This is a genomic window from Serratia sp. A07 (assembly GCF_058725505.1).
The window spans coordinates 14,096-33,986 of sequence record NZ_JBZXDO010000038.1 but is presented as its reverse complement, the minus strand read 5'-3'; the positions used below and the strand labels follow the sequence as shown (position 1 = coordinate 33,986).

The 19,891-nt window shown below is 61.2% G+C and carries 18 protein-coding genes; 17 read left to right on the top strand and 1 reads right to left on the bottom strand.

Features of this window, described 5'->3' with window-relative positions:
* The first annotated feature begins 192 nt into the window (after nt 1–192).
* From AC4PR2_RS23995 to nei, 11 genes are all read left to right on the top strand, one after another.
* The gene (locus tag AC4PR2_RS23995) at nt 193–1,149 is read left to right on the top strand and encodes a YbgA family protein (RefSeq protein ID WP_100396174.1); all 957 of its coding nucleotides are present in this window, start codon (nt 193–195) and stop codon (nt 1,147–1,149) included.
* Nucleotides 1,150–1,164: 15 nt separating this feature from the next.
* Complete coding sequence (gene phrB / locus AC4PR2_RS23990) at nt 1,165–2,595, top strand: deoxyribodipyrimidine photo-lyase (protein ID WP_443014830.1); 1,431 nt, start codon at nt 1,165–1,167, stop codon at nt 2,593–2,595.
* A 22-nt stretch (nt 2,596–2,617) separates the two neighbouring features.
* Nucleotides 2,618–3,598 (top strand): MBL fold metallo-hydrolase, encoded by a 981-nt coding sequence (locus AC4PR2_RS23985; RefSeq protein WP_107227285.1) that lies wholly within the window; start codon nt 2,618–2,620, stop codon nt 3,596–3,598.
* An 18-nt stretch (nt 3,599–3,616) separates the two neighbouring features.
* Nucleotides 3,617–4,360, top strand: coding sequence for a type 2 GTP cyclohydrolase I (locus tag AC4PR2_RS23980; RefSeq protein ID WP_025301873.1), 744 nt, complete (start codon nt 3,617–3,619; stop codon nt 4,358–4,360).
* A gap of 159 nt (nt 4,361–4,519) precedes the next feature.
* A complete protein-coding gene (gene pxpB / locus AC4PR2_RS23975) occupies nt 4,520–5,176 on the top strand; it encodes a 5-oxoprolinase subunit PxpB (protein ID WP_087763328.1) in 657 nt (218 codons plus the stop codon).
* Entirely contained in the window at nt 5,170–6,102 is a 933-nt protein-coding gene (gene pxpC / locus AC4PR2_RS23970) for a 5-oxoprolinase subunit PxpC (RefSeq protein ID WP_060440510.1), read from the top strand. The genes pxpB and pxpC overlap by 7 nt, the downstream gene beginning before the upstream one ends.
* Nucleotides 6,092–6,832: a 5-oxoprolinase subunit PxpA gene (gene pxpA, locus AC4PR2_RS23965; protein WP_100396170.1), complete on the top strand. Its 741-nt coding sequence runs from the start codon at nt 6,092–6,094 to the stop codon at nt 6,830–6,832. Before pxpC ends, pxpA begins: the two co-directional genes overlap by 11 nt.
* Before the next feature lie 62 nt (nt 6,833–6,894).
* On the top strand, nt 6,895–7,626 hold the full coding sequence (locus tag AC4PR2_RS23960) for a DUF969 domain-containing protein (protein ID WP_016928734.1): 732 nt from the start codon (nt 6,895–6,897) through the stop codon (nt 7,624–7,626).
* A complete protein-coding gene (locus AC4PR2_RS23955; RefSeq protein WP_049201994.1) occupies nt 7,623–8,642 on the top strand; it encodes a DUF979 domain-containing protein in 1,020 nt (339 codons plus the stop codon). The genes AC4PR2_RS23960 and AC4PR2_RS23955 overlap by 4 nt, the downstream gene beginning before the upstream one ends.
* 8 nt (nt 8,643–8,650) lie before the next feature.
* Nucleotides 8,651–9,295 (top strand): pyroglutamyl-peptidase I, encoded by a 645-nt coding sequence (gene pcp, locus AC4PR2_RS23950; RefSeq protein ID WP_492175565.1) that lies wholly within the window; start codon nt 8,651–8,653, stop codon nt 9,293–9,295.
* A gap of 53 nt (nt 9,296–9,348) precedes the next feature.
* A complete protein-coding gene (nei, locus tag AC4PR2_RS23945) occupies nt 9,349–10,140 on the top strand; it encodes an endonuclease VIII (protein WP_141958342.1) in 792 nt (263 codons plus the stop codon).
* Between the two features lie 57 nt (nt 10,141–10,197).
* On the opposite strand, the gene AC4PR2_RS23940 is transcribed toward nei, so the two are convergent.
* Entirely contained in the window at nt 10,198–11,490 is a 1,293-nt protein-coding gene (locus tag AC4PR2_RS23940; protein ID WP_016928730.1) for a citrate synthase, read from the bottom strand.
* Between the two features lie 730 nt (nt 11,491–12,220).
* Between AC4PR2_RS23940 and sdhC the strand changes: the two genes are divergently transcribed.
* The 6 genes from sdhC (at nt 12,221) to odhB (ending at nt 19,816) form a co-directional block, all read left to right on the top strand.
* Nucleotides 12,221–12,610: a succinate dehydrogenase cytochrome b556 subunit gene (sdhC, locus tag AC4PR2_RS23935; protein ID WP_004939893.1), complete on the top strand. Its 390-nt coding sequence runs from the start codon at nt 12,221–12,223 to the stop codon at nt 12,608–12,610.
* The gene (gene sdhD / locus AC4PR2_RS23930; protein ID WP_197802579.1) at nt 12,604–12,951 is read left to right on the top strand and encodes a succinate dehydrogenase membrane anchor subunit; all 348 of its coding nucleotides are present in this window, start codon (nt 12,604–12,606) and stop codon (nt 12,949–12,951) included. Before sdhC ends, sdhD begins: the two co-directional genes overlap by 7 nt.
* Nucleotides 12,952–14,718, top strand: a complete 1,767-nt coding sequence (gene sdhA / locus AC4PR2_RS23925) for a succinate dehydrogenase flavoprotein subunit (protein WP_060423638.1) — start codon at nt 12,952–12,954, stop codon at nt 14,716–14,718. It begins immediately after the preceding gene.
* A 16-nt stretch (nt 14,719–14,734) separates the two neighbouring features.
* A complete protein-coding gene (locus AC4PR2_RS23920) occupies nt 14,735–15,451 on the top strand; it encodes a succinate dehydrogenase iron-sulfur subunit (RefSeq protein WP_004939885.1) in 717 nt (238 codons plus the stop codon).
* A 275-nt stretch (nt 15,452–15,726) separates the two neighbouring features.
* Nucleotides 15,727–18,534 carry a 2-oxoglutarate dehydrogenase E1 component gene (gene sucA / locus AC4PR2_RS23915; RefSeq protein ID WP_004939884.1) on the top strand — a complete coding sequence of 936 codons (2,808 nt, stop codon included), beginning with the start codon at nt 15,727–15,729 and terminating at the stop codon, nt 18,532–18,534.
* A 64-nt stretch (nt 18,535–18,598) separates the two neighbouring features.
* Nucleotides 18,599–19,816: a 2-oxoglutarate dehydrogenase complex dihydrolipoyllysine-residue succinyltransferase gene (gene odhB, locus AC4PR2_RS23910; RefSeq protein ID WP_033637469.1), complete on the top strand. Its 1,218-nt coding sequence runs from the start codon at nt 18,599–18,601 to the stop codon at nt 19,814–19,816.
* Nucleotides 19,817–19,891 lie beyond the last annotated feature (75 nt).

Genomic DNA, 19,891 nt, shown 5'->3' with positions numbered 1-19,891 from the left:
ATTACCCGCGGGCAGTAAAAAAGAAGCCGCAACGTTATACGTTGCGGCTTCCTCAAAAGCTTAACTGACAAGCATTACGCCCTGCGGCGGGGGGTTTTTTATGCCTCTGGCCGCCCCTATCAAGCGCAAGGTCGTATTCGGCAAGCCATTCTTCTACACTTTCCTCATCGGCCAACAACACGGGAGAGCGGTATGAGTGACAAGATCCCTATCGGCATCAGCGCCTGTTTACTGGGCGAGACGGTGCGTTTCGACGGCGGCCACAAGCGGCTGGCCTTTGCGGTGGAACAGTTGGCGCCCTATGTGCGCTTTGAGCCCGTTTGCCCGGAAATGGCGATCGGGCTGCCTACGCCGCGCCCGGCGCTGCGCCTGGTGAAGCAGGCGCAGCCGTGGCCGGCGATGCGCTACAGCAACGACGCCGGCGTGGATCTGACCGAGGAGATGCGCGGCTTCTCCGCGCAGCGCGTGGCGGCCTTGCAACATCTTTGCGGGTACATCGTCTGCGCCAAGTCACCGAGCTGCGGCCTGGAGCGGGTGCGGGTCTACAGCGAAAACGGCAAGGACTCGCGTAAAAACGGCGTCGGTCTGTTTACCGCCGAACTGCTGCGCCAGATGCCGTGGCTGCCGGTCGAAGAGGATGGACGATTGCAGGACGCGGCACTGCGGGAAAACTTCATTGAACGGGTGTATGCGCTGTACGAGCTGAACATGCTGTGGCGTCAGGGGCTGACCCGCGGCGGGCTGATCGCGTTTCACAGCCGCTATAAGCTGTCGCTGCTGGCGCATTCGCAGCCGGCGTATCGGGAGCTGGGGCGCTTCGTCGCCGATATTCACCGCTGGGACTCGCTGGAGGCCTTCGCCGTGGAATACCGCAGCCGCCTGATGGCGCTGTTGGCGCACAAGGCAACGCGCCGCAACCACACCAATGTGTTGATGCACGTGCAGGGCTATTTCCGCCGTCAGCTCAGTACGGCGCAGCGCCAGGAGCTGGCGCACCTGATCGACCGCTACCGGCAGGGCATGCAGCCGCTGTTGGCACCGATCGCGCTGCTCAAACATTACATGGCGGAATACCCCGATCGCTATCTGGCGGAACAACGCTATTTCGAACCTTATCCGGAGGCGCTGCGTTTGCGTTACGGCCATTGATTGACAAGGAGTTTTATGACCACGCATCTGGTCTGGTTGCGTAACGATCTGCGTATCACCGACAACAACGCGCTGCACGCCGCCTGCAGCGATCCCGAAGCCCGGGTGCTGGCGGTGTTTATCGCCACGCCGCAGCAGTGGCGGCAACATGAGATGGCGCCGCGGCAGGCGGCGCTGATCCACGCCAGCCTGCAGGCGGTGCAGCAGGCGCTGGCGCACAAGGGCATTGCGCTGCATTGCCATTCCTGTGCGGACTTTGCCGCGTCGATTGACTGGCTGGCGGACTATTGCGAGCGGGAGCAGGTGGATGCGTTGTTTTACAATCGCCAGTACGAACTGAACGAACGGCGGCGCGATGCGCGGCTGGAGCAGCGGTTGAGTGGCCGGGTGAGGTGCTACGGTTTCGATGACAGCCTGCTGTTGCCGCCGGGCAGCGTGCTCACCGGCGGCGGAGAGATGTACAAGGTCTATACGCCGTTTCGCAACGCCTTTCTTCAGCGCCTGACCGAGTCCGACGTGAGTTGCCTGCCGGCGCCGAAGATCCGCGCCGGCGGTGCATTACCCATGCCTGAGGCGCCGGCGGCGTTTGATTATCCCACGGCAGACATCGGGGATGGCTATCCCGTTGGTGAGGAGGCCGCGTTGCAGCGGCTGCGCGCCTTTTGCCGCGAGCAGGTGCAGGATTACCTCCGGCAGCGCGATCTGCCGGCCCTCGCCGGCACCAGTAGCCTGTCGCCCTATCTGGCGATCGGCGTGCTGTCGCCGCGCCAGTGCTTCAACCGCCTGCGCGCCGAATGCCCGCAGCTGCTGGAAGATCGCGAAAGCGGTGCCTTCGCCTGGCTCAACGAGCTGATTTGGCGCGAGTTCTATCGCCATCTGCTGGTGGCCTATCCCGATCTGTGCCGCCATCGGCCGTTTATTGCCTGGACGGACAAGGTGCGCTGGTGCGATGACGCGGCGAAGCTGCAGGCTTGGCAGCGGGGCGAGACCGGCTACCCGATCGTCGATGCCGCCATGCGCCAGCTGAACGCCACCGGCTGGATGCACAACCGGCTGCGCATGATCAGCGCCAGTTTTCTGGTGAAGGATCTGCTGATCGACTGGCGCACCGGGGAGCGCTATTTCATGTCGCAACTGCTGGATGGGGATCTGGCGGCCAACAATGGTGGCTGGCAGTGGGCGGCCTCCACCGGCACCGACGCCGCGCCGTATTTCCGCATCTTCAATCCGACGACTCAGGGTGAACGTTTTGATCCACAAGGCACTTTTATCCGTAAATGGTTGCCGGAACTGGCGGATGTGCCCGACAATGACATCCATCATCCCCATCGCTGGGCGGAAAAGCAGCGATGCACGCTGAACTACCCGCTGCCGATCGTCGACCATAAGCAAGCCCGGCTGGAGACGCTGGCGGCGTTCGAGGCGGCAAAACGGGGAGAGTCTTGAGGCAACTGCAAGGAGCGACGCAATGATGAAAAAGGTGCTGGCCCTGTGCCTGAGCGGCTATTCGGCGCTGGCGATCGCCGGCTTTGACGTGGTGGCGCTCGGCGTCGACGGCGGCGTCAGCGACGGCAATCTGACCTCCTACCTGATCCGCAGCGACAATCAGCCGCGGTATGTGGCGCTGGACGCCGGTTCGCTGCTGCCGGGCATCGCCAAAGGGCTGGAGAAGGGCAGCTTCCCGCAGGTGACGCCCGAGCTGGCCGCGCCTTACACGCCGCAGGGCTATGTGTTCCGGCAGTTGATCGGCAGCTACTTTATCAGCCACGGCCACCTGGACCACGTGGCGGGGCTGATCGTCGGCTCACCCGAGGACAATAAAAAAACCGTTTACGCCCAGGCGGACACCGTACTGACCCTGCGTAATCACTACTTCAACTGGAAGGCGTGGCCGAACTTCACCGACGCCGGCAACGGCTCGCGGCTGGGCACTTACCGGCTGCAAACGGTGCGGCCGCAGCAGCGGTTTACCCTCGGCCTGACCGGATTGACCGGCGTGATGTACCCGCTCAGCCACGATCGCTATCCGTCGTCGATGCTGCTGATTTCCAACGGCAGCGAGTTCTTCGCCTACTTCGGCGATACCGGGCCGGATAAGGTGGAGCAGTCGCGCGATCTCGATACCGTCTGGCGCGCGCTGGGGCCGCTTGTCGAGCAGAAGAAGCTCAAGGGCATGATTATCGAAACCTCTTACCCTAACGGGGTGGAGGATAAACATCTGTACGGCCATTTGACGCCGGCCTGGCTGCTGAAGGAGCTGAAGAACCTGACACAGTACAGCGGCGGCGATGGCTCGCTGAACGGTTTGCCGGTGGTGATCAGCCACATCAAGCCCACCTTGAAGCAGGGCGAAGACACGCGCGCCGCCATTGCGCAACAGCTGGCGCAGGGCAACGATCTGGGCGTGAAATTCATCCTGATGGCGCAGGGCGACCGGCAGACATTTTGACTATGAAGAGAGAAGAGAATGCGTAACCTCGATCTGGAACAACTGATCAACACGGAACTGAACGCCGCGGCGTTTCAGGACTACGCCCCCAACGGATTGCAGGTAGAAGGCCGCCCGCACGTGCAGCGCATCGTGACCGGCGTCACCGCCTGTCAGGCGCTGCTGGACGCTGCGGTGGCGCATCAGGCCGACGCGATTATCGTGCACCACGGCTATTTCTGGAAAAACGAGGCGCCGGCGGTGCGCGGCATGAAGCGCAACCGCCTGAAAACGCTGCTGACCCACGACATCAACCTGTACGGCTACCACCTGCCGCTGGACGCGCATCCGGTGCTGGGCAACAATGCGCAGCTGGCGCAGGCGCTGGGCATTCGGGTGATTGGCGACGTCGAGCCGCTGGTGCCGCACGGCGAATTTGAACAGCCGCTGACCGGCGAAGCGCTGCAGCAGCGTATCGAAAGCCGGCTGGGGCGCGCGGTGCTGCACTGCGGCGATAACGCGCCTGAGCACATTCGCCGGGTGGCCTGGTGCACCGGTGGCGGCCAGGGCTTTATCGACAGCGCGGCGCGCTTCGGCGTCGATGCGTTCATCAGCGGTGAAGTGTCTGAGCAGACCATTCACAGCGCGCGCGAAATGGGCGTGCATTTCTTCGCCGCCGGCCACCACGCCACCGAGCGCGGCGGCGTGAAGGCGTTGGGCGACTGGCTGGCGCAGCACCACGGCTTTGATGTGACCTTTATCGATATCCCGAATCCCGCCTGATTTTTTTCTTCCCCGGATCCAGCCCGGCCTGTGCGCCGGCTGAATCCTTTTACCGCGCTATTTCCTTATTTTCCTTATGGTTGCGTTCTATTGACAGCCGGGGCCGCGTCACGCATAACTGGTGTGTTTTTCATCGCGATAATAATAAGGAGAATAAGGGTGCAACAAGCACGTTATTACCTGTTGGGTGAGAGAGCGGTAGTGCTTGAACTGTCGCCGCCGGTGACCTTACCGAGCCAGCAGCGCATCTGGGCGCTGGCGGAAAAGCTGAATCACCACCCCGACGTGCGGGAGGTGGTGCCGGGGATGAATAACCTGACGCTGTTGCTGCATACGCCGCAGGCCGACGCCGAAGCGATACTCGCATTGCTGCAGCAAGGTTGGGAAAGCAAAGAGAGCCTGACGCCGGAATCGCGCCAGGTGGATATTCCGGTGGTCTACGGCGGGGAGCAAGGCCCCGATCTGGATGAAGTGGCGCGCCATACCGGCATGACGCCGCGGCAGGTGGTGGAATGCCACGCGGCGGCGGCCTACGTGGTCTATTTCCTCGGCTTTCAGCCGGGTTTCTCCTATTTGGGCGGCATGCCGGAACAACTGGCGACGCCGCGCCGCGCTGAGCCGCGTCTGGCGGTGGCGGCCGGCTCCGTCGGCATCGGCGGCGGCCAGACCGGCATCTATCCGCTGGTGACGCCCGGCGGCTGGCAGCTGATCGGCCGCACACCGCTGGCGCTGTTCAATCCGCATGAAATGCCGCCGACGCTGCTGCGCCCGGGCGATAACGTGCGCTTCGTGCCGCAGAAGGAGGGCGTATGCTGATTATTCTGCGTGCCGGCATCTATACCACGGTGCAGGATTTGGGCCGCGAGGGATTCCGCCGTCTGGGCATCAGCACCGGCGGGGCGCTGGATCAACCGGCGTTGAAGATCGCCAACCTGCTGGTGGGCAATGCGCCGGAGGCCGCCGGGCTGGAGATCACCCTCGGCCAGTTCAGCGCCGAGTTTACCCGCCCTGGCTGGATCGCCCTGACCGGCGCCGGCTGCGACGCGCAGCTGGACGGCAAGCCGCTGTGGACCGGCTGGCGCTACCCGGTGAAAAAGGGGCAGCGGCTGGCGCTGGGCACGCCGAAACGCGGCATGCGCAGCTACCTGGCGATCTCGGGCGGCATCGCCGTGCCGGAAATGCTGGGCTCGTGCAGCACCGACATGAAAGCCGCCTTTGGCGGCCACGAAGGCCGTAACCTGAAGGACGGCGATCGGCTGCCGCTGGGCAAATCCACCGCGCTGCCGCAACACCGCTGCGGCGTGAAGCAGCTGCTGTTCACCAACCGCATCCGCGCGCTGCCGGGGCCGGAGTACGCTGAATTCAGCGAAGAGGCGCAGGACACGTTCTGGCGCACCGCCTGGCAGCTCAGCCCGCAGAGCAACCGCATGGGCTACCGCCTGCACGGCGGCACGCCGCTGGAGCGCACCACCGACCGCGAGATGCTTTCGCACGGCCTGCTGCCCGGCGTGGTGCAGGTGCCGCACAACGGCCAGCCGATCGTGCTGATGGCCGATGCGCAAACCACCGGCGGTTACCCGCGTATCGCCTGCGTGATCGAGGCCGATCTTTACCACTTGGCGCAGATCCGTCTCGGCGAACCGATCCACTTCGTTCTCTGCTCTCTGACGGAGGCGCAGCGCGCCAAGGCTGAGCAGGATCTCTTCCTTCGACAGATTGCCTGGGGGTTACATGATCGTTGATTTGAACGCCGATCTCGGCGAAGGCTGCGCCAACGACCAGGCGCTGTTGCAATTGGTGAGTTCGGCCAACATCGCCTGCGGCTTCCACGCCGGCGATGCGCAGACCATGCGTCAGTCGGTGCGCTGGGCATTGCAGTACGGCGTGGCGATCGGCGCTCACCCGAGTTTTCCCGATCGGGATAACTTCGGCCGCACCCGCATGCAGCTGCCGCCGGAAACGGTGTACGCGCAGGTGGTATATCAGCTCGGGGCGCTGGCGGCCATCGCCCGCGCCGAGGGTGGGGTGATGGTGCACGTTAAGCCGCACGGCATGCTGTACAACCAGGCGGCGGTTGAGCCGGCGCTGGCGGAAGCGATCGCCCGGGCGGTGCAGGCGGTCGATCCGGCGCTGCGGCTGGTGGGGCTGGCCGGCAGCGAGCTGATCCGCGCCGGGGAACAACTCGGTCTGACCACCCGGCAGGAGGTATTCGCCGATCGCGGCTATCAGGCCGACGGCACGCTGGTGCCGCGCGGTTTGCCGGGGGCGTTGATCGACGATGACGAACAGGCGCTGGCGCAAACCCTGGAGATGGTGCGCCATCACCGGGTGCGCAGCGTGGATGGCGTCTGGACCGCCGTTCAGGCGGAAACCGTCTGCCTGCATGGGGACGGCGAGCATGCGCTGGCGTATGCGCGCAAGCTGCGGGACAGTTTTGTTCAGCAGGGCATCCGCGTCAGCGCGGAGCAGTAAAGCAATAAAGCAAGACACAACATCACAAGCAAAAAACTATTAGAAAATATCGAGGGAAGACTATGGAACAGGCCGTGAATCTCTGGCCACTGATTGGCATCGCCGCCATCGTGGTCGGGTTTGTATTGCGTTTCAACCCGGTGCTGGTGGTGATCGCCGCCGGCATCATCACCGGTTTGGCGGCGCTGATGCCGCTGGACGTCATTCTGGAAAAGCTCGGCGAGGGCTTTCTCAACACCCGTAACCTGCCGCTGATCCTGCTGCTGCCGCTGGCGGTGATCGGCCTGCTGGAGCGCCACGGGCTGAAAGAGCGTGCGCAGGCGTGGATCGCCAAGATCAAAAGCGCCACCGCCGGCCGTTTGCTGATCGTATACCTGTTCGTGCGCGAGATTACCGCGGCGATGGGGCTGACCAGCCTGGGCGGGCATCCGCAAATGGTGCGGCCGCTGCTGGCGCCGATGGCGGAAGGGGCAACGGAAAACCGCTACGGCGAGCTGCCGGAGCGCACCCGCCACCGTCTGCGCGCCATGTCGGCCGCGACCGACAACGTCGGGCTGTTCTTCGGCGAAGATATCTTCGTCGCCTTCGGCGCGATCATCTTCATGCACAACTTTATGCTGGAGTCCGGCGGCATTCAGACCGAGCCGCTGCATATCGCGCTGTGGGGGATTCCGACCGCGATTTTCGCTTTCCTGATCCACGCGTTTCGGCTGTATCGGATGGATAAGCAGCTGAGCGCCGAGCTGGCGCAGCTGAATCAGGCGGCGCTGCAGGCGAAGGGGGAGGCACGATGAACTTCCAGCAACAATATCTCTACTGGCTGGCCGGCGCGGTGCTGCTGATTGTGGCGGTGATGTCCTTCCGCGATCGCGCCAACCCGCGCCGCATCACCACCGGGCTGTTTTGGGGGCTGTACGGCCTGGTGTTCCTGGTCGGCGACTGGACTTACCGCCTGCTGGGCGACGTGCTGGGCGAAGGCAGCAACGAGAAACGCATGCTGCACATCATCGTTGGCGGGGTGGTGGTGGTGATGGCCCTGATTGCCGGCTTCGGCGGCGTGCGCCTCGGCAGCTATCATCAGCGGACGCCGCAGGAGCGCGAGGCCAGCGCCAAGCGACTGGGCAATAAGCTGTTTATCCCCGCTCTGGCGATCCCGGTGGTGACGGTGATCGGCGTGCTGCTGTTCAACAACGTGCCGGCGTTGCAAACCGCGGTGTTCGGCAGCGGCAACCATGCGACGCTGATCACCCTGTTCTCGATGACCGTCGGCTGCCTGATTGGCCTGGCGATCGCGGTGAAAATGACCCACGAGAAGGCCCTGCAGCCGATACAGGAAGCGCGGCGCCTGCTGGATTCGATCGGCTGGGCGTTCATTCTGCCACAGATCCTCGCCACGCTGGGGCTGCTGTTTACCGTCGCCGGCGTCGGCACCGCGATCTCGCATTTGACCCAGGAGTATCTGGCGGTCGATAACCGCTTTATCGCCGTGGCAGTCTACGCTATCGGTATGGCGGTGCTGACCATGGTGATGGGCAACGCCTTCGCCGCTTTCCCGATCGTTACCGCCGGCATCGGCATTCCGATCCTGGTGTTGCAGCACGGCGGCAACCCGGCGGTGATGGCGGCGATCGGCATGTTCTCCGGCTATTGCGGCACCCTGATGACGCCGATGGCGGCGAACTTCAACATCGTGCCGGCGGCGCTGCTGGAGCTGCCGGACAAGAATGCGGTGATCAAGGCGCAGGTGCCGACCGGCGTGCTGCTGCTGTTGGTTAACGTGTTCCTGCTGTATTTCCTGATGTTCCTGTAGGAGTAAGGATGCAAAAAGTATTGATTACCGGCTTTGAGCCGTTTGGCGGCGAGCGCCTCAACCCCTCCTGGGAAGTGGTGAAGCAGCTCAATGATATGGAGCTGGTCGGTGCGCGCATCGTGGCGCGCCAGCTGCCGTGCGTGTTCGGCGCGGCGCTGGACGCGCTCAATGCGGCGATCGACGAGGTGCAGCCGGTGATGGTGCTGGCTATCGGCCAGGCCGGCGGCCGCACCGACATCACGATTGAACGGGTGGCGATCAACGTCGACGACGCGCGTATCCCCGACAATCAGGGGCAGCAACCGGTGGACGAGCCGATCGTCGCCGGCGGTCCGGCGGCCTATTTCAGCACCTTGCCGATTAAAGCGATGGTCAGTTCGATGCGCGAGGCCGGCATTCCGGCCTCCGTTTCGCAGACCGCCGGCACCTACGTGTGCAACCATGTCATGTATGGCCTGCTGCACCGTTTGAGCGGCCAGCGCGAGGTCAAGGGCGGGTGTATCCATATCCCGTACCTGCCGGAACAGGCGGCGGCGCACCCCGGTGCGCCGAGCATGGCGGCCTCGACGGTGCTGTTTGCATTGGAGCTGGCCGTTTCCATCGCTTTGCAGGTGGAGCACGATCTGAAAGTGGTGGGCGGCGCGACGCATTAATCATGTCATCCCCGGCGCATCGGGCTGCGCCGGGTCTACGCAAGGAGTGGTCTATGCCGGAAGGACCGGAGATTCGCCGGGCGGCGGACAAACTGGCGGCGGCGGTGATCGATCAGCCGCTGACCGCCGTCGATTTCGCTTTTCCCCAGCTGAAACACTATCGCCAGCGTCTGCTCGGCGAGCGCATCGTCGCCATCGAGCCGCGCGGCAAGGCGCTGCTGACCCATTTCTCCAATGGGCTGACGATGTACAGCCACAATCAGCTGTACGGCGTGTGGAAAGTGGCGGCGGCAGGGGAAACGCCGGAGACCAAGCGCGATCTGCGGGTGCGGCTGGAAACCGCTCACAGCGCGATATTGCTTTACAGCGCTTCCGACATTACCGTCGGGCCACGCGAGGAAATAGAGCAACACCCGTTTTTGCAACGCATTGGCCCCGACGTGTTGGACATGTCGCTGACGGTAGACGATGTGGCGGAGCGGTTGCTGACGCCGCGTTTTCGCCGCAGGCAGCTGGGGGGCATGCTGCTCGACCAGGCGTTTCTTGCCGGATTGGGCAATTATCTGCGCGCCGAAATCCTGTGGCAGGCCGAACTGGCGCCGCAGCACAAACCGCAGGATCTAACGCCAGAGGCGCTGCGCCGCCTGGCGGAGGCATTGCTGGCGGTGCCGCGACTTTCCTACCAGACGCGAGGGCAGGCGGATGACAGCCGGCATCACGGCGCGCTGTTTCGCTTCAAGGTGTTTCATCGCAGCGGCGAGCCCTGCGAACGCTGCGGTGGGATGATCGTGCGTACCGAGCTGTCGTCGCGGCCGTTTTATTGGTGCCCGGGCTGCCAGAAATAACCAAAAAAAACGCCGCCCGAAGGGGCGGCGCTGTGCGGTTTCAGCCGGGAAAGCGGCTTACTTGTTTTTCAGCTGGGATTTGAAATCGCGTTCGGCATAGCCGGTGTACAGCTGACGCGGACGGGCAATTTTGATGCCTTCGTCGTGCATTTCGTTCCAGTGGGCGATCCAGCCGATGGTGCGCGCGATGGCGAAGATCACGGTGAACATGGAAGAAGGAATACCCATCGCCTTCAGGATGATGCCGGAGTAGAAGTCGACGTTCGGGTACAGTTTCTTCTCGATGAAGTACGGGTCGTTCAGCGCGATGTGCTCCAGCTCCATCGCGACCTGCAGCAGGTTGTCGTCCTTCTTGTTCAGCTCTTTCAGCACTTCGTGACAGGTTTCGCGCATCACGGTAGCGCGCGGATCGTAGTTCTTGTACACGCGGTGGCCGAAGCCCATCAGGCGGAAGGAGTCGTTCTTGTCCTTGGCGCGCTTGATGAATTCCGGAATGTGCTCGACAGTCTTGATCTCTTCCAGCATTTTCAGCGCCGCTTCGTTGGCGCCGCCGTGCGCCGGTCCCCACAGGGAGGCGATACCGGCCGCGATGCAGGCGAACGGGTTGGCGCCGGAAGAGCCGGCGGTGCGCACGGTAGAGGTAGAGGCGTTCTGCTCATGGTCGGCGTGCAGGATCAGAATGCGGTCCATGGCGCGTTCCAGCACCGGGTTCACCACGTACTCTTCGCACGGGGTGGCGAACATCATGTGCAGGAAGTTGCCGGCATAGGACAGATCGTTGCGCGGGTAAACGAACGGCTGGCCCAGGGAATATTTGTAGCACATCGCGGCCACGGTCGGCATTTTGGACAGCAGACGGAACGCGGTGATTTCACGGTGACGCTCGTTGTTGACGTCCAGCGCATCGTGGTAGAACGCCGCCAGCGCGCCGGTCACGCCGCACAGCACCGCCATCGGGTGCGAGTCGCGACGGAAACCACGGAACAGATGGGTGATCTGGTCGTGGATCATGGTGTGGCGGGTGACGGTGGTCTTGAAGGTCTCGAACTCTTCCGGCGTTGGGGTCTCGCCGTACAGCAGGATGTAGCACACTTCCAGGTAGGAAGATTCTTTCGCCAGCTGCTCAATAGGGAAGCCGCGGTGCAGCAGTACGCCTTTGTCGCCGTCGATGAAGGTAATCTTGGATTCGCAAGAAGCGGTGGAGGTAAAGCCGGGATCAAATGTGAAATAACCTTTGGAACCCAGAGCGCGGACATCGAGGACATCAGGGCCCAGTGTCGGTGTCAATACGCCCAGTTCGATCGGAGCTTCGCTGTCGTTAATGGTTAGCGTCGCTTTCTTATCAGTCATTTACTGTCTCCTTAGCGCCTTATTTTAAAAACCACTAACAACTGAAATACCTTAAATCTCTGCAGGTTGCCCGCAAAAAAATGGTGCGGACGCTAACTCTGTGAGCGACTGCGCAACTGTGCGCGGGTAGGGTACAGAGTGCTGACCAGGCGAACGAGACGGGTGACCAGTTGTTAACGATTCATAGTAATTCGTTATAGTCTGTTAATCTTACCTATGAGCTGTTCGAAGAGATGTGAACCTATCCCAATAATCTGTTTTTATTTGCTTTATTTGCTTTTTGACGCCGGCAAAATCGAGCGGGAAACAACGGCTATTGGGATAGGTTCGTCAAATACACTGTTGCATAACTCGAACCCGGGGGGAAGTGTATCTGCTGACCCATAGCGCATCATAGGACCGTTTGTGCCCCTATATGTAATGGAAATGTTGATCTCTTGTCAAATCAGATAATTAATTTTGCACTAATTGTGAAATCCGTGATCTGAATCACTGTTCGGGGGAAATGTTATCAAAGCGGTTGTATGAGAATTGTAATCAGAATGTGATCCTCCTATACTGCCGCCAGGTCTCCGGATTACCCTGAAGTAGGAGCACCCAGCGTTATAAATGCGCGCCGTTTGAGCACAGAGGATGTTGATGTTTGAGCGCGTGACGTGTAAGGGTTTTAGGCTCTTAACGCTGTCTGATCCCCGCCCAGGCCCGGAGGAAGGAAAATAATAAGAGCTGTGTGGGCAAATACGTGAAAAAACAACGACCTGTCAACTTGGATCTGCAAACGATCCGGTTCCCCGTAACTGCGATAGCGTCTATCTTACACCGAGTCTCTGGCGTAATTACCTTCGTTGCCGTGGGTATCCTCCTCTGGCTGCTGGGCCTGTCACTCTCTTCCCAAGAGGGGTTCCTGCAGGCGGCCGCCATCATGAATAGCTTCATCGTCAAATTCATATTCTGGGGCATCCTCACGGCGCTGGCCTATCACATTTGCGGTGGCATCCGTCACTTGTTAATGGATTTTGGCTACATCGAAGAGAGTTTGGCCGCCGGTACCCGTTCCGCCCAGGTGGCGATCGGTCTGACCGTCGTGCTGTCAGTTCTGGCTGGAGTCCTCGTATGGTAAACAACGTTTCTGCATTAGGGCGCAACGGCGTGCAGGATTGGCTGCTGCTGCGCGCTTCCGCTATCATCATCACCCTGTACGTCCTGTATATCCTGGGCTTCTTCGTCACGGCTCCGGAACTCACTTATGACATCTGGCGCGGTTTCTTCGCCACTTCCATTACGAAAGTGTTCACTCTGCTGACCTTGCTGTCGATTCTGGTGCACGCCTGGATCGGGCTGTGGCAGGTGCTGACGGACTACGTCAAGCCGCTGGCGGTTCGCCTGGTGTTGCAGCTGGCTGTCGTGGTCGCGTTGCTGGTCTATTTACTGTACGGAACAATCGTAGTGTGGGGTGCTTAAATGAAACTGCCAGTCAGAGAGTTTGATGCCGTCGTAATCGGCGCCGGCGGTGCGGGCATGCGTGCCGCGCTGCAAATTTCCCAAGCGGGCTCGACCTGTGCCCTGCTGTCCAAAGTTTTCCCGACCCGTTCCCATACCGTGTCCGCACAGGGCGGCATCACCGTCGCGCTGGGCAACAGCCACGAGGACAACTGGGAATGGCATATGTACGACACGGTGAAAGGTTCCGACTATATCGGTGACCAGGACGCCATCGAATATATGTGTAAAACCGGCCCGGAAGCGATTCTGGAACTGGAACACATGGGCCTGCCGTTCTCTCGTCTGGATGACGGCCGCATCTACCAGCGCCCGTTCGGCGGCCAGTCGCTGAACTTCGGCGGCGAGCAGGCGGCGCGTACCGCAGCCGCAGCCGACCGTACCGGCCACGCGCTGCTGCACACCCTGTACCAACAGAACCTGAAAAACCACACCACCATCTTCTCCGAGTGGTATGCGCTTGATCTGGTGAAAAACCAGGACGGCGCGGTGGTCGGCACCACGGCTATCTGCATCGAAACCGGTGAAGTGGTTTACTTCAAAGCCAAGGCCACCGTGCTGGCGACCGGCGGCGCAGGCCGTATTTATCAGTCCACCACCAACGCCCACATCAACACCGGCGACGGTGTCGGCATGGCGCTGCGCGCCGGCGTGCCGGTGCAGGACATGGAAATGTGGCAGTTCCACCCGACCGGCATCGCCGGCGCGGGCGTGCTGGTGACCGAAGGCTGCCGCGGCGAAGGCGGTTACCTGCTGAACAAACACGGCGAGCGCTTCATGGAGCGTTATGCGCCGAACGCCAAAGATCTGGCGGGCCGCGACGTGGTTGCCCGTTCGATCATGATCGAAATCCGCGAAGGCCGCGGCTGCGACGGTCCTTGGGGCCCGCACGCCAAACTGAAGCTGGATCACCTGGGTAAAGACGTGCTGGAATCCCGTCTGCCGGGCATTCTGGAACTGTCCCGCACCTTTGCGCACGTCGATCCGGTGAAAGAGCCGATCCCGGTTATCCCAACCTGCCACTATATGATGGGCGGCATTCCGACCAAAGTGACCGGCCAGGCATTGACCGTGAACGAGAAAGGCGAAGACGTGGTGATCCCGGGGCTGTTCGCCGTGGGCGAAATCGCCTGCGTATCGGTGCACGGCGCCAACCGTTTGGGCGGCAACTCGCTGCTCGACCTGGTGGTGTTCGGTCGTTCCGCCGGCATGCACCTGCAGGAATCGCTGGAAGAGCAGGGCGTGAGCCGTGACGCCAGCGACTCCGACGTGGAAGCCTCGCTGGATCGTCTGAACCGTTGGAACAACACCCGTTCCGGCGAAGACCCGGTCGAAATTCGCAAAGCGCTGCAGTCTTGCATGCAGCACAACTTCTCGGTATTCCGCGAAGGCGATGCGATGGCCAAGGGCCTGGAAGAACTGAAAGTGATCCGTGAACGTCTGAAGAACGCACGCCTGGACGATACCTCCAGCGAGTTCAACACCCAGCGCATCGAGTGCCTGGAGTTGGATAACCTGATGGAGACCGCGTATTCCACAGCCGTGTCGGCCAACTTCCGTACCGAGAGCCGTGGCGCACACAGCCGCTTCGACTACCCGGAACGCGATGACGCCAACTGGCTGTGCCATTCGCTGTATCTGCCGCAATCGGAAAGCATGACGCGTCGTGAAGTGAACATGCAACCGAAGCTGCGCCCGGCATTCCCGCCGAAAGTGCGTTCTTACTAATTGCGGAGATCGACAGATGAAACTCGAATTTTCCATTTATCGCTACAACCCGGATGTCGATGACGCGCCGCACATGCAGGACTACACCCTGGAAGCGGAAGAAGGTCGCGACATGATGCTGCTGGATGCGTTGATCCAGCTGAAAGAAAAAGACCCGACCCTGTCGTTCCGTCGCTCATGCCGCGAAGGCGTGTGCGGTTCCGATGGCCTGAACATGAACGGTAAAAACGGCCTGGCGTGCATCACCCCGATTTCGTCGCTGCGCAAAGGCAACGGCAAGATCGTGATCCGTCCGCTGCCGGGCCTGCCGGTGGTGCGCGATCTGGTGGTGGATATGGGCCAGTTCTACACCCAGTATGAAAAGATCAAGCCATACCTGCTGAACGACGGCAAGAACCCGCCGGCGCGCGAGCACCTGCAGTCGCCGGAGCAGCGCGCCAAGCTGGACGGTCTGTACGAGTGCATTCTGTGCGCCTGCTGCTCGACCTCTTGCCCATCGTTCTGGTGGAACCCGGACAAGTTCATCGGGCCTGCCGGTCTGTTGGCGGCGTATCGCTTCCTGATCGACAGCCGTGACACGGAAACGCAAGAACGTTTAGATGATCTGGACGACGCTTTTAGTGTTTTCCGCTGCCATAGCATTATGAATTGTGTCAGTGTATGTCCTAAAGGCTTGAACCCGACGCGTGCTATCGGGCATATCAAGTCCATGCTGCTGCAACGCGGCGCATAAACGGAATGAGATGCTGCGCCGGGCTCTTTTCCGGCGCACATCCCATAGGGGAGGGAACCTCTAAAAACTGACCCGCGGCTGCGGCGCTATGCAGCCTGGTTCTTCCGCCGGTTTTTAGAGGTTCCTTGTAAGGGACCGCAAGGTCCATAACAGAACGTATCGGGCCGTCATGGCCGCAAGTACGTCGAGTGAACCGTTTTACGGCAAACCGTATTCATCACGGTAATTATGTTAACCACGGCGAAAACTAAAGCTTCAAAGCTTAAGGGATCATGATGCAGAACGGCGCAATGAAGGCCTGGCTGGATTCCTCCTATCTGGCGGGCGCGAACCAGTCTTACATAGAGCAGCTCTATGAAGACTTCTTAACCGATCCGGGTTCCGTTGAAGATAGCTGGCGTTCCATTTTTCAACAGCTACCAACCGCGGGTGTCAAACCCGATCAGCTTCACTCTCAAACGCGCGATTACTTCCGCCGCCTGGCGAAAGACTCCGCGCGCTATAACACCACCATCACCGATCCGGAAACCGACGCCAAACAGGTCAAGGTACTGCAGCTGATCAACGCCTTCCGCTTCCGCGGGCATCAGCATGCCAACCTCGATCCGCTCGGCCTGTGGCAGCGCGAGCAAGTTCCTGACCTTGATCCCGCTTACCACAACCTGACCGAAGCCGATTTCCAGGAAACCTTCAACGTGGGCTCTTTCGCCATCGGCAAAGAAACCATGAAGCTGGGCGATCTGTACGCCGCGCTGAAGCAGACCTATTGCGGGTCGATCGGCGCTGAGTACATGCACATCACCAACACCGAAGAGAAACGCTGGATCCAACAGCGCATCGAGTCGGTGGTGGGGCGCGCCAGCTTTACCGCCGACGAAAAACGCCGTTTCCTGAACGAGCTGACCGCGGCGGAAGGCCTGGAACGTTACCTGGGCGCCAAATTCCCGGGCGCTAAACGCTTCTCGCTGGAAGGCGGCGACGCGCTGGTGCCGATGCTGAAAGAGATGGTGCGCCACGCCGGTAAGAACGGCACGCGCGAAGTGGTATTGGGCATGGCTCACCGCGGCCGTCTGAACGTGCTGATCAACGTGCTGGGCAAAAAGCCGGCCGACCTGTTCGACGAATTCGCCGGCAAGCATAAAGAACACCTCGGTACCGGTGACGTGAAATATCACCAGGGCTTCTCTTCCGACGTGGAAACCGAAGGCGGCATGGTTCACCTGGCGCTGGCGTTCAACCCGTCGCACCTGGAGATCGTCAGCCCGGTGGTCATGGGCTCGGTACGTGCCCGTCGCGATCGTCTGGATGAAGCGCGCAGCAACATGGTGCTGCCGATCACCATCCACGGCGACGCCGCCATCACCGGCCAGGGCGTGGTTCAGGAAACCCTGAACATGTCTCAGGCTCGCGGCTACGAAGTGGGCGGCACCGTGCGTATCGTCATCAACAACCAGGTTGGTTTCACCACCTCCAACCCGCTGGATGCGCGCTCTACCGAATACTGCACCGACATCGCCAAAATGGTTCAGTCGCCGATCTTCCACGTTAACGCGGACGATCCGGAGGCCGTGGCCTTTGTCACCCGCCTGGCGTTGGATTTCCGTAACACCTTTAAGCGTGACGTGATGATCGATCTGGTCTGCTACCGTCGCCATGGGCACAACGAGGCCGACGAGCCGAGCGCTACCCAGCCGGTGATGTATCAGAAGATCAAGAAACACCCTACGCCGCGCAAAATCTACGCTGACGTTCTGACCGAGCAGAAAGTGGCCAGCCTGGAAGATGCCACGGAAATGGTCAACCTGTACCGTGACGCGCTCGACCGCGGCGATTGCGTGGTTGAAGAATGGCGTCCGATGAACCTGCATTCCTTCACCTGGTCTCCGTACCTGAACCACGAGTGGGACGAAGAGTACCCGAGCAAGGTTGAGATGAAGCGCCTGCAGGAGCTGGGCCGCCGCATCAGCACCGTGCCGGAAGCGATCGAAATGCAGTCGCGCGTGGCGAAAATCTACGCGGACCGCGCCGAGATGGCGGCGGGCAACAAGCCGTTCGACTGGGGCGCCGCCGAAACGCTGGCCTACGCGACCATGGCGGATGAAGGCATTCCAATCCGCATCTCCGGCGAAGACGCCGGCCGCGGTACCTTCTTCCACCGCCACGCGGTGGTGCACAACCAGAAAAACGGTTCCGTCTACGTTCCGCTGGCGAACATCCACAGCGGCCAGGGCGAATTCAAGGTCTGGGACTCCGTGCTGTCCGAAGAAGCGGTGCTGGCGTTCGAATACGGCTACGCGACGGCGGAACCGCGCACGCTGACCATCTGGGAAGCGCAGTTCGGCGACTTCGCCAACGGCGCGCAGGTCGTTATCGACCAGTTCATCAGCTCCGGCGAGCAAAAATGGGGCCGTATGTGCGGCCTGGTGATGCTGCTGCCGCACGGCTATGAAGGCCAGGGCCCAGAGCACTCTTCCGCGCGTCTGGAACGCTATCTGCAGCTGTGCGCAGAGCAGAACATGCAGGTGTGCGTCCCGTCCACGCCGGCGCAGGTTTACCATATGCTGCGTCGTCAGGCGCTGCGCGGTATGCGCCGTCCGCTGGTGGTGATGTCGCCGAAGTCGCTGCTGCGTCACCCGCTGGCGATTTCTTCGCTGGACGAACTGGCCAACGGCACCTTCCTGCCGGCGATCGGCGAGATCGACGACTTGGATCCGAAAGCGGTCAAGCGCGTCGTGCTGTGCTCCGGTAAGGTCTACTACGACCTGCTGGAACAGCGTCGCAAGAACGAGCAGAAAGACGTGGCCATCGTGCGTATCGAGCAGCTGTATCCGTTCCCGCATCAGGCCGTGCAGGCCGTGCTGGAACAATACTCGCACGTGCATGATTTCGTCTGGTGTCAGGAAGAGCCGCTGAACCAAGGCGCCTGGTACTGCAGCCAACACAACTTCCGTGAAGTGGTACCGTTCGGGGCTTCTTTACGTTACGCAGGACGTCCGGCCTCCGCTTCTCCGGCGGTGGGCTATATGTCCGTACACCAGAAGCAGCAGCAGGCTCTGGTGAACGACGCGCTGAATATTGACTAATGTTCGCTCGCTTGCCGGCCGAGGGGCCGGCAAGCAGATGATAAAAAACTTAAGGGAAAGCTAAATGAGTAGCGTAGATATTCTGGTTCCTGACCTTCCTGAATCGGTTGCCGATGCGACCGTAGCCACCTGGCACAAAAAACCGGGCGACAGCGTGCAGCGTGATGAAGTCCTGGTTGAAATCGAAACCGACAAAGTCGTGTTGGAAGTGCCGGCCAGTGAAGCGGGCATTCTCGATGCTATCGTGGAAGAAGAGGGCGCGACCGTGCTGTCTCGCCAGCTGCTCGGCCGCATCCGTCCGGGCGACAGCTCCGGCAAGCCGACCGCTGAGAAGAGCCAAGAGAAAGAAGCCACGCCTGCCCAGCGCGCTACCGCGAGCCTGGAAGAAGAAAGCAATGACGCGCTCAGCCCGGCGATTCGTCGCCTGATCGCCGAACACGATCTCGATGCCGGCGCCATCAAGGGCACCGGCGTGGGTGGCCGCATCACGCGTGAAGACGTGGAAGCGCACCTGGCCAAAGGCGGCGCCGCTGCCAAACCGGCCGCCGCCGCTGAAGCCGCACCGCAGCCTGCTCTGGCCGGCCGCAGCGAAAAACGCGTGCCGATGACCCGCCTGCGCAAACGCGTCGCCGAGCGTCTGCTGGAAGCGAAGAACAGCACCGCGATGCTGACCACCTTCAACGAAATCAACATGCAGCCGATCATGGACCTGCGCAAGCAGTACGGCGAAGCCTTCGAGAAGCGCCACGGCGTGCGTCTGGGCTTCATGTCCTTCTACATCAAGGCGGTGGTTGAAGCGCTGAAGCGTTTCCCGGAAGTGAACGCGTCGATCGACGGTTCCGACGTGGTTTACCACAACTACTTCGACATCAGCATCGCGGTTTCGACCCCACGCGGCCTGGTGACGCCGGTACTGCGCGATGTAGACGCCATGAGCATGGCTGACATCGAGAAGAAAATCAAAGAGCTGGCCGTTAAGGGCCGCGACGGCAAACTGACCGTGGAAGAGCTGACTGGCGGTAACTTCACCATTACCAACGGCGGCGTATTCGGCTCCCTGATGTCCACCCCGATCATTAACCCGCCGCAGAGCGCCATCCTGGGCATGCACGCCATCAAAGATCGCCCAATGGCGGTCAATGGTCAGGTGGTGATCCAGCCGATGATGTATCTGGCGCTGTCTTATGACCACCGCCTGATCGACGGTAAAGAATCCGTCGGTTATCTGGTGACGGTCAAAGAGATGCTGGAAGATCCGGCTCGTCTGCTGCTGGACGTCTAGTAACCCTTGCCGGGCGCGGCATGCCGCGCCCGCACTCTGTGCTATGTGGCCGGAGAACCATGCGGTTTACCGCGT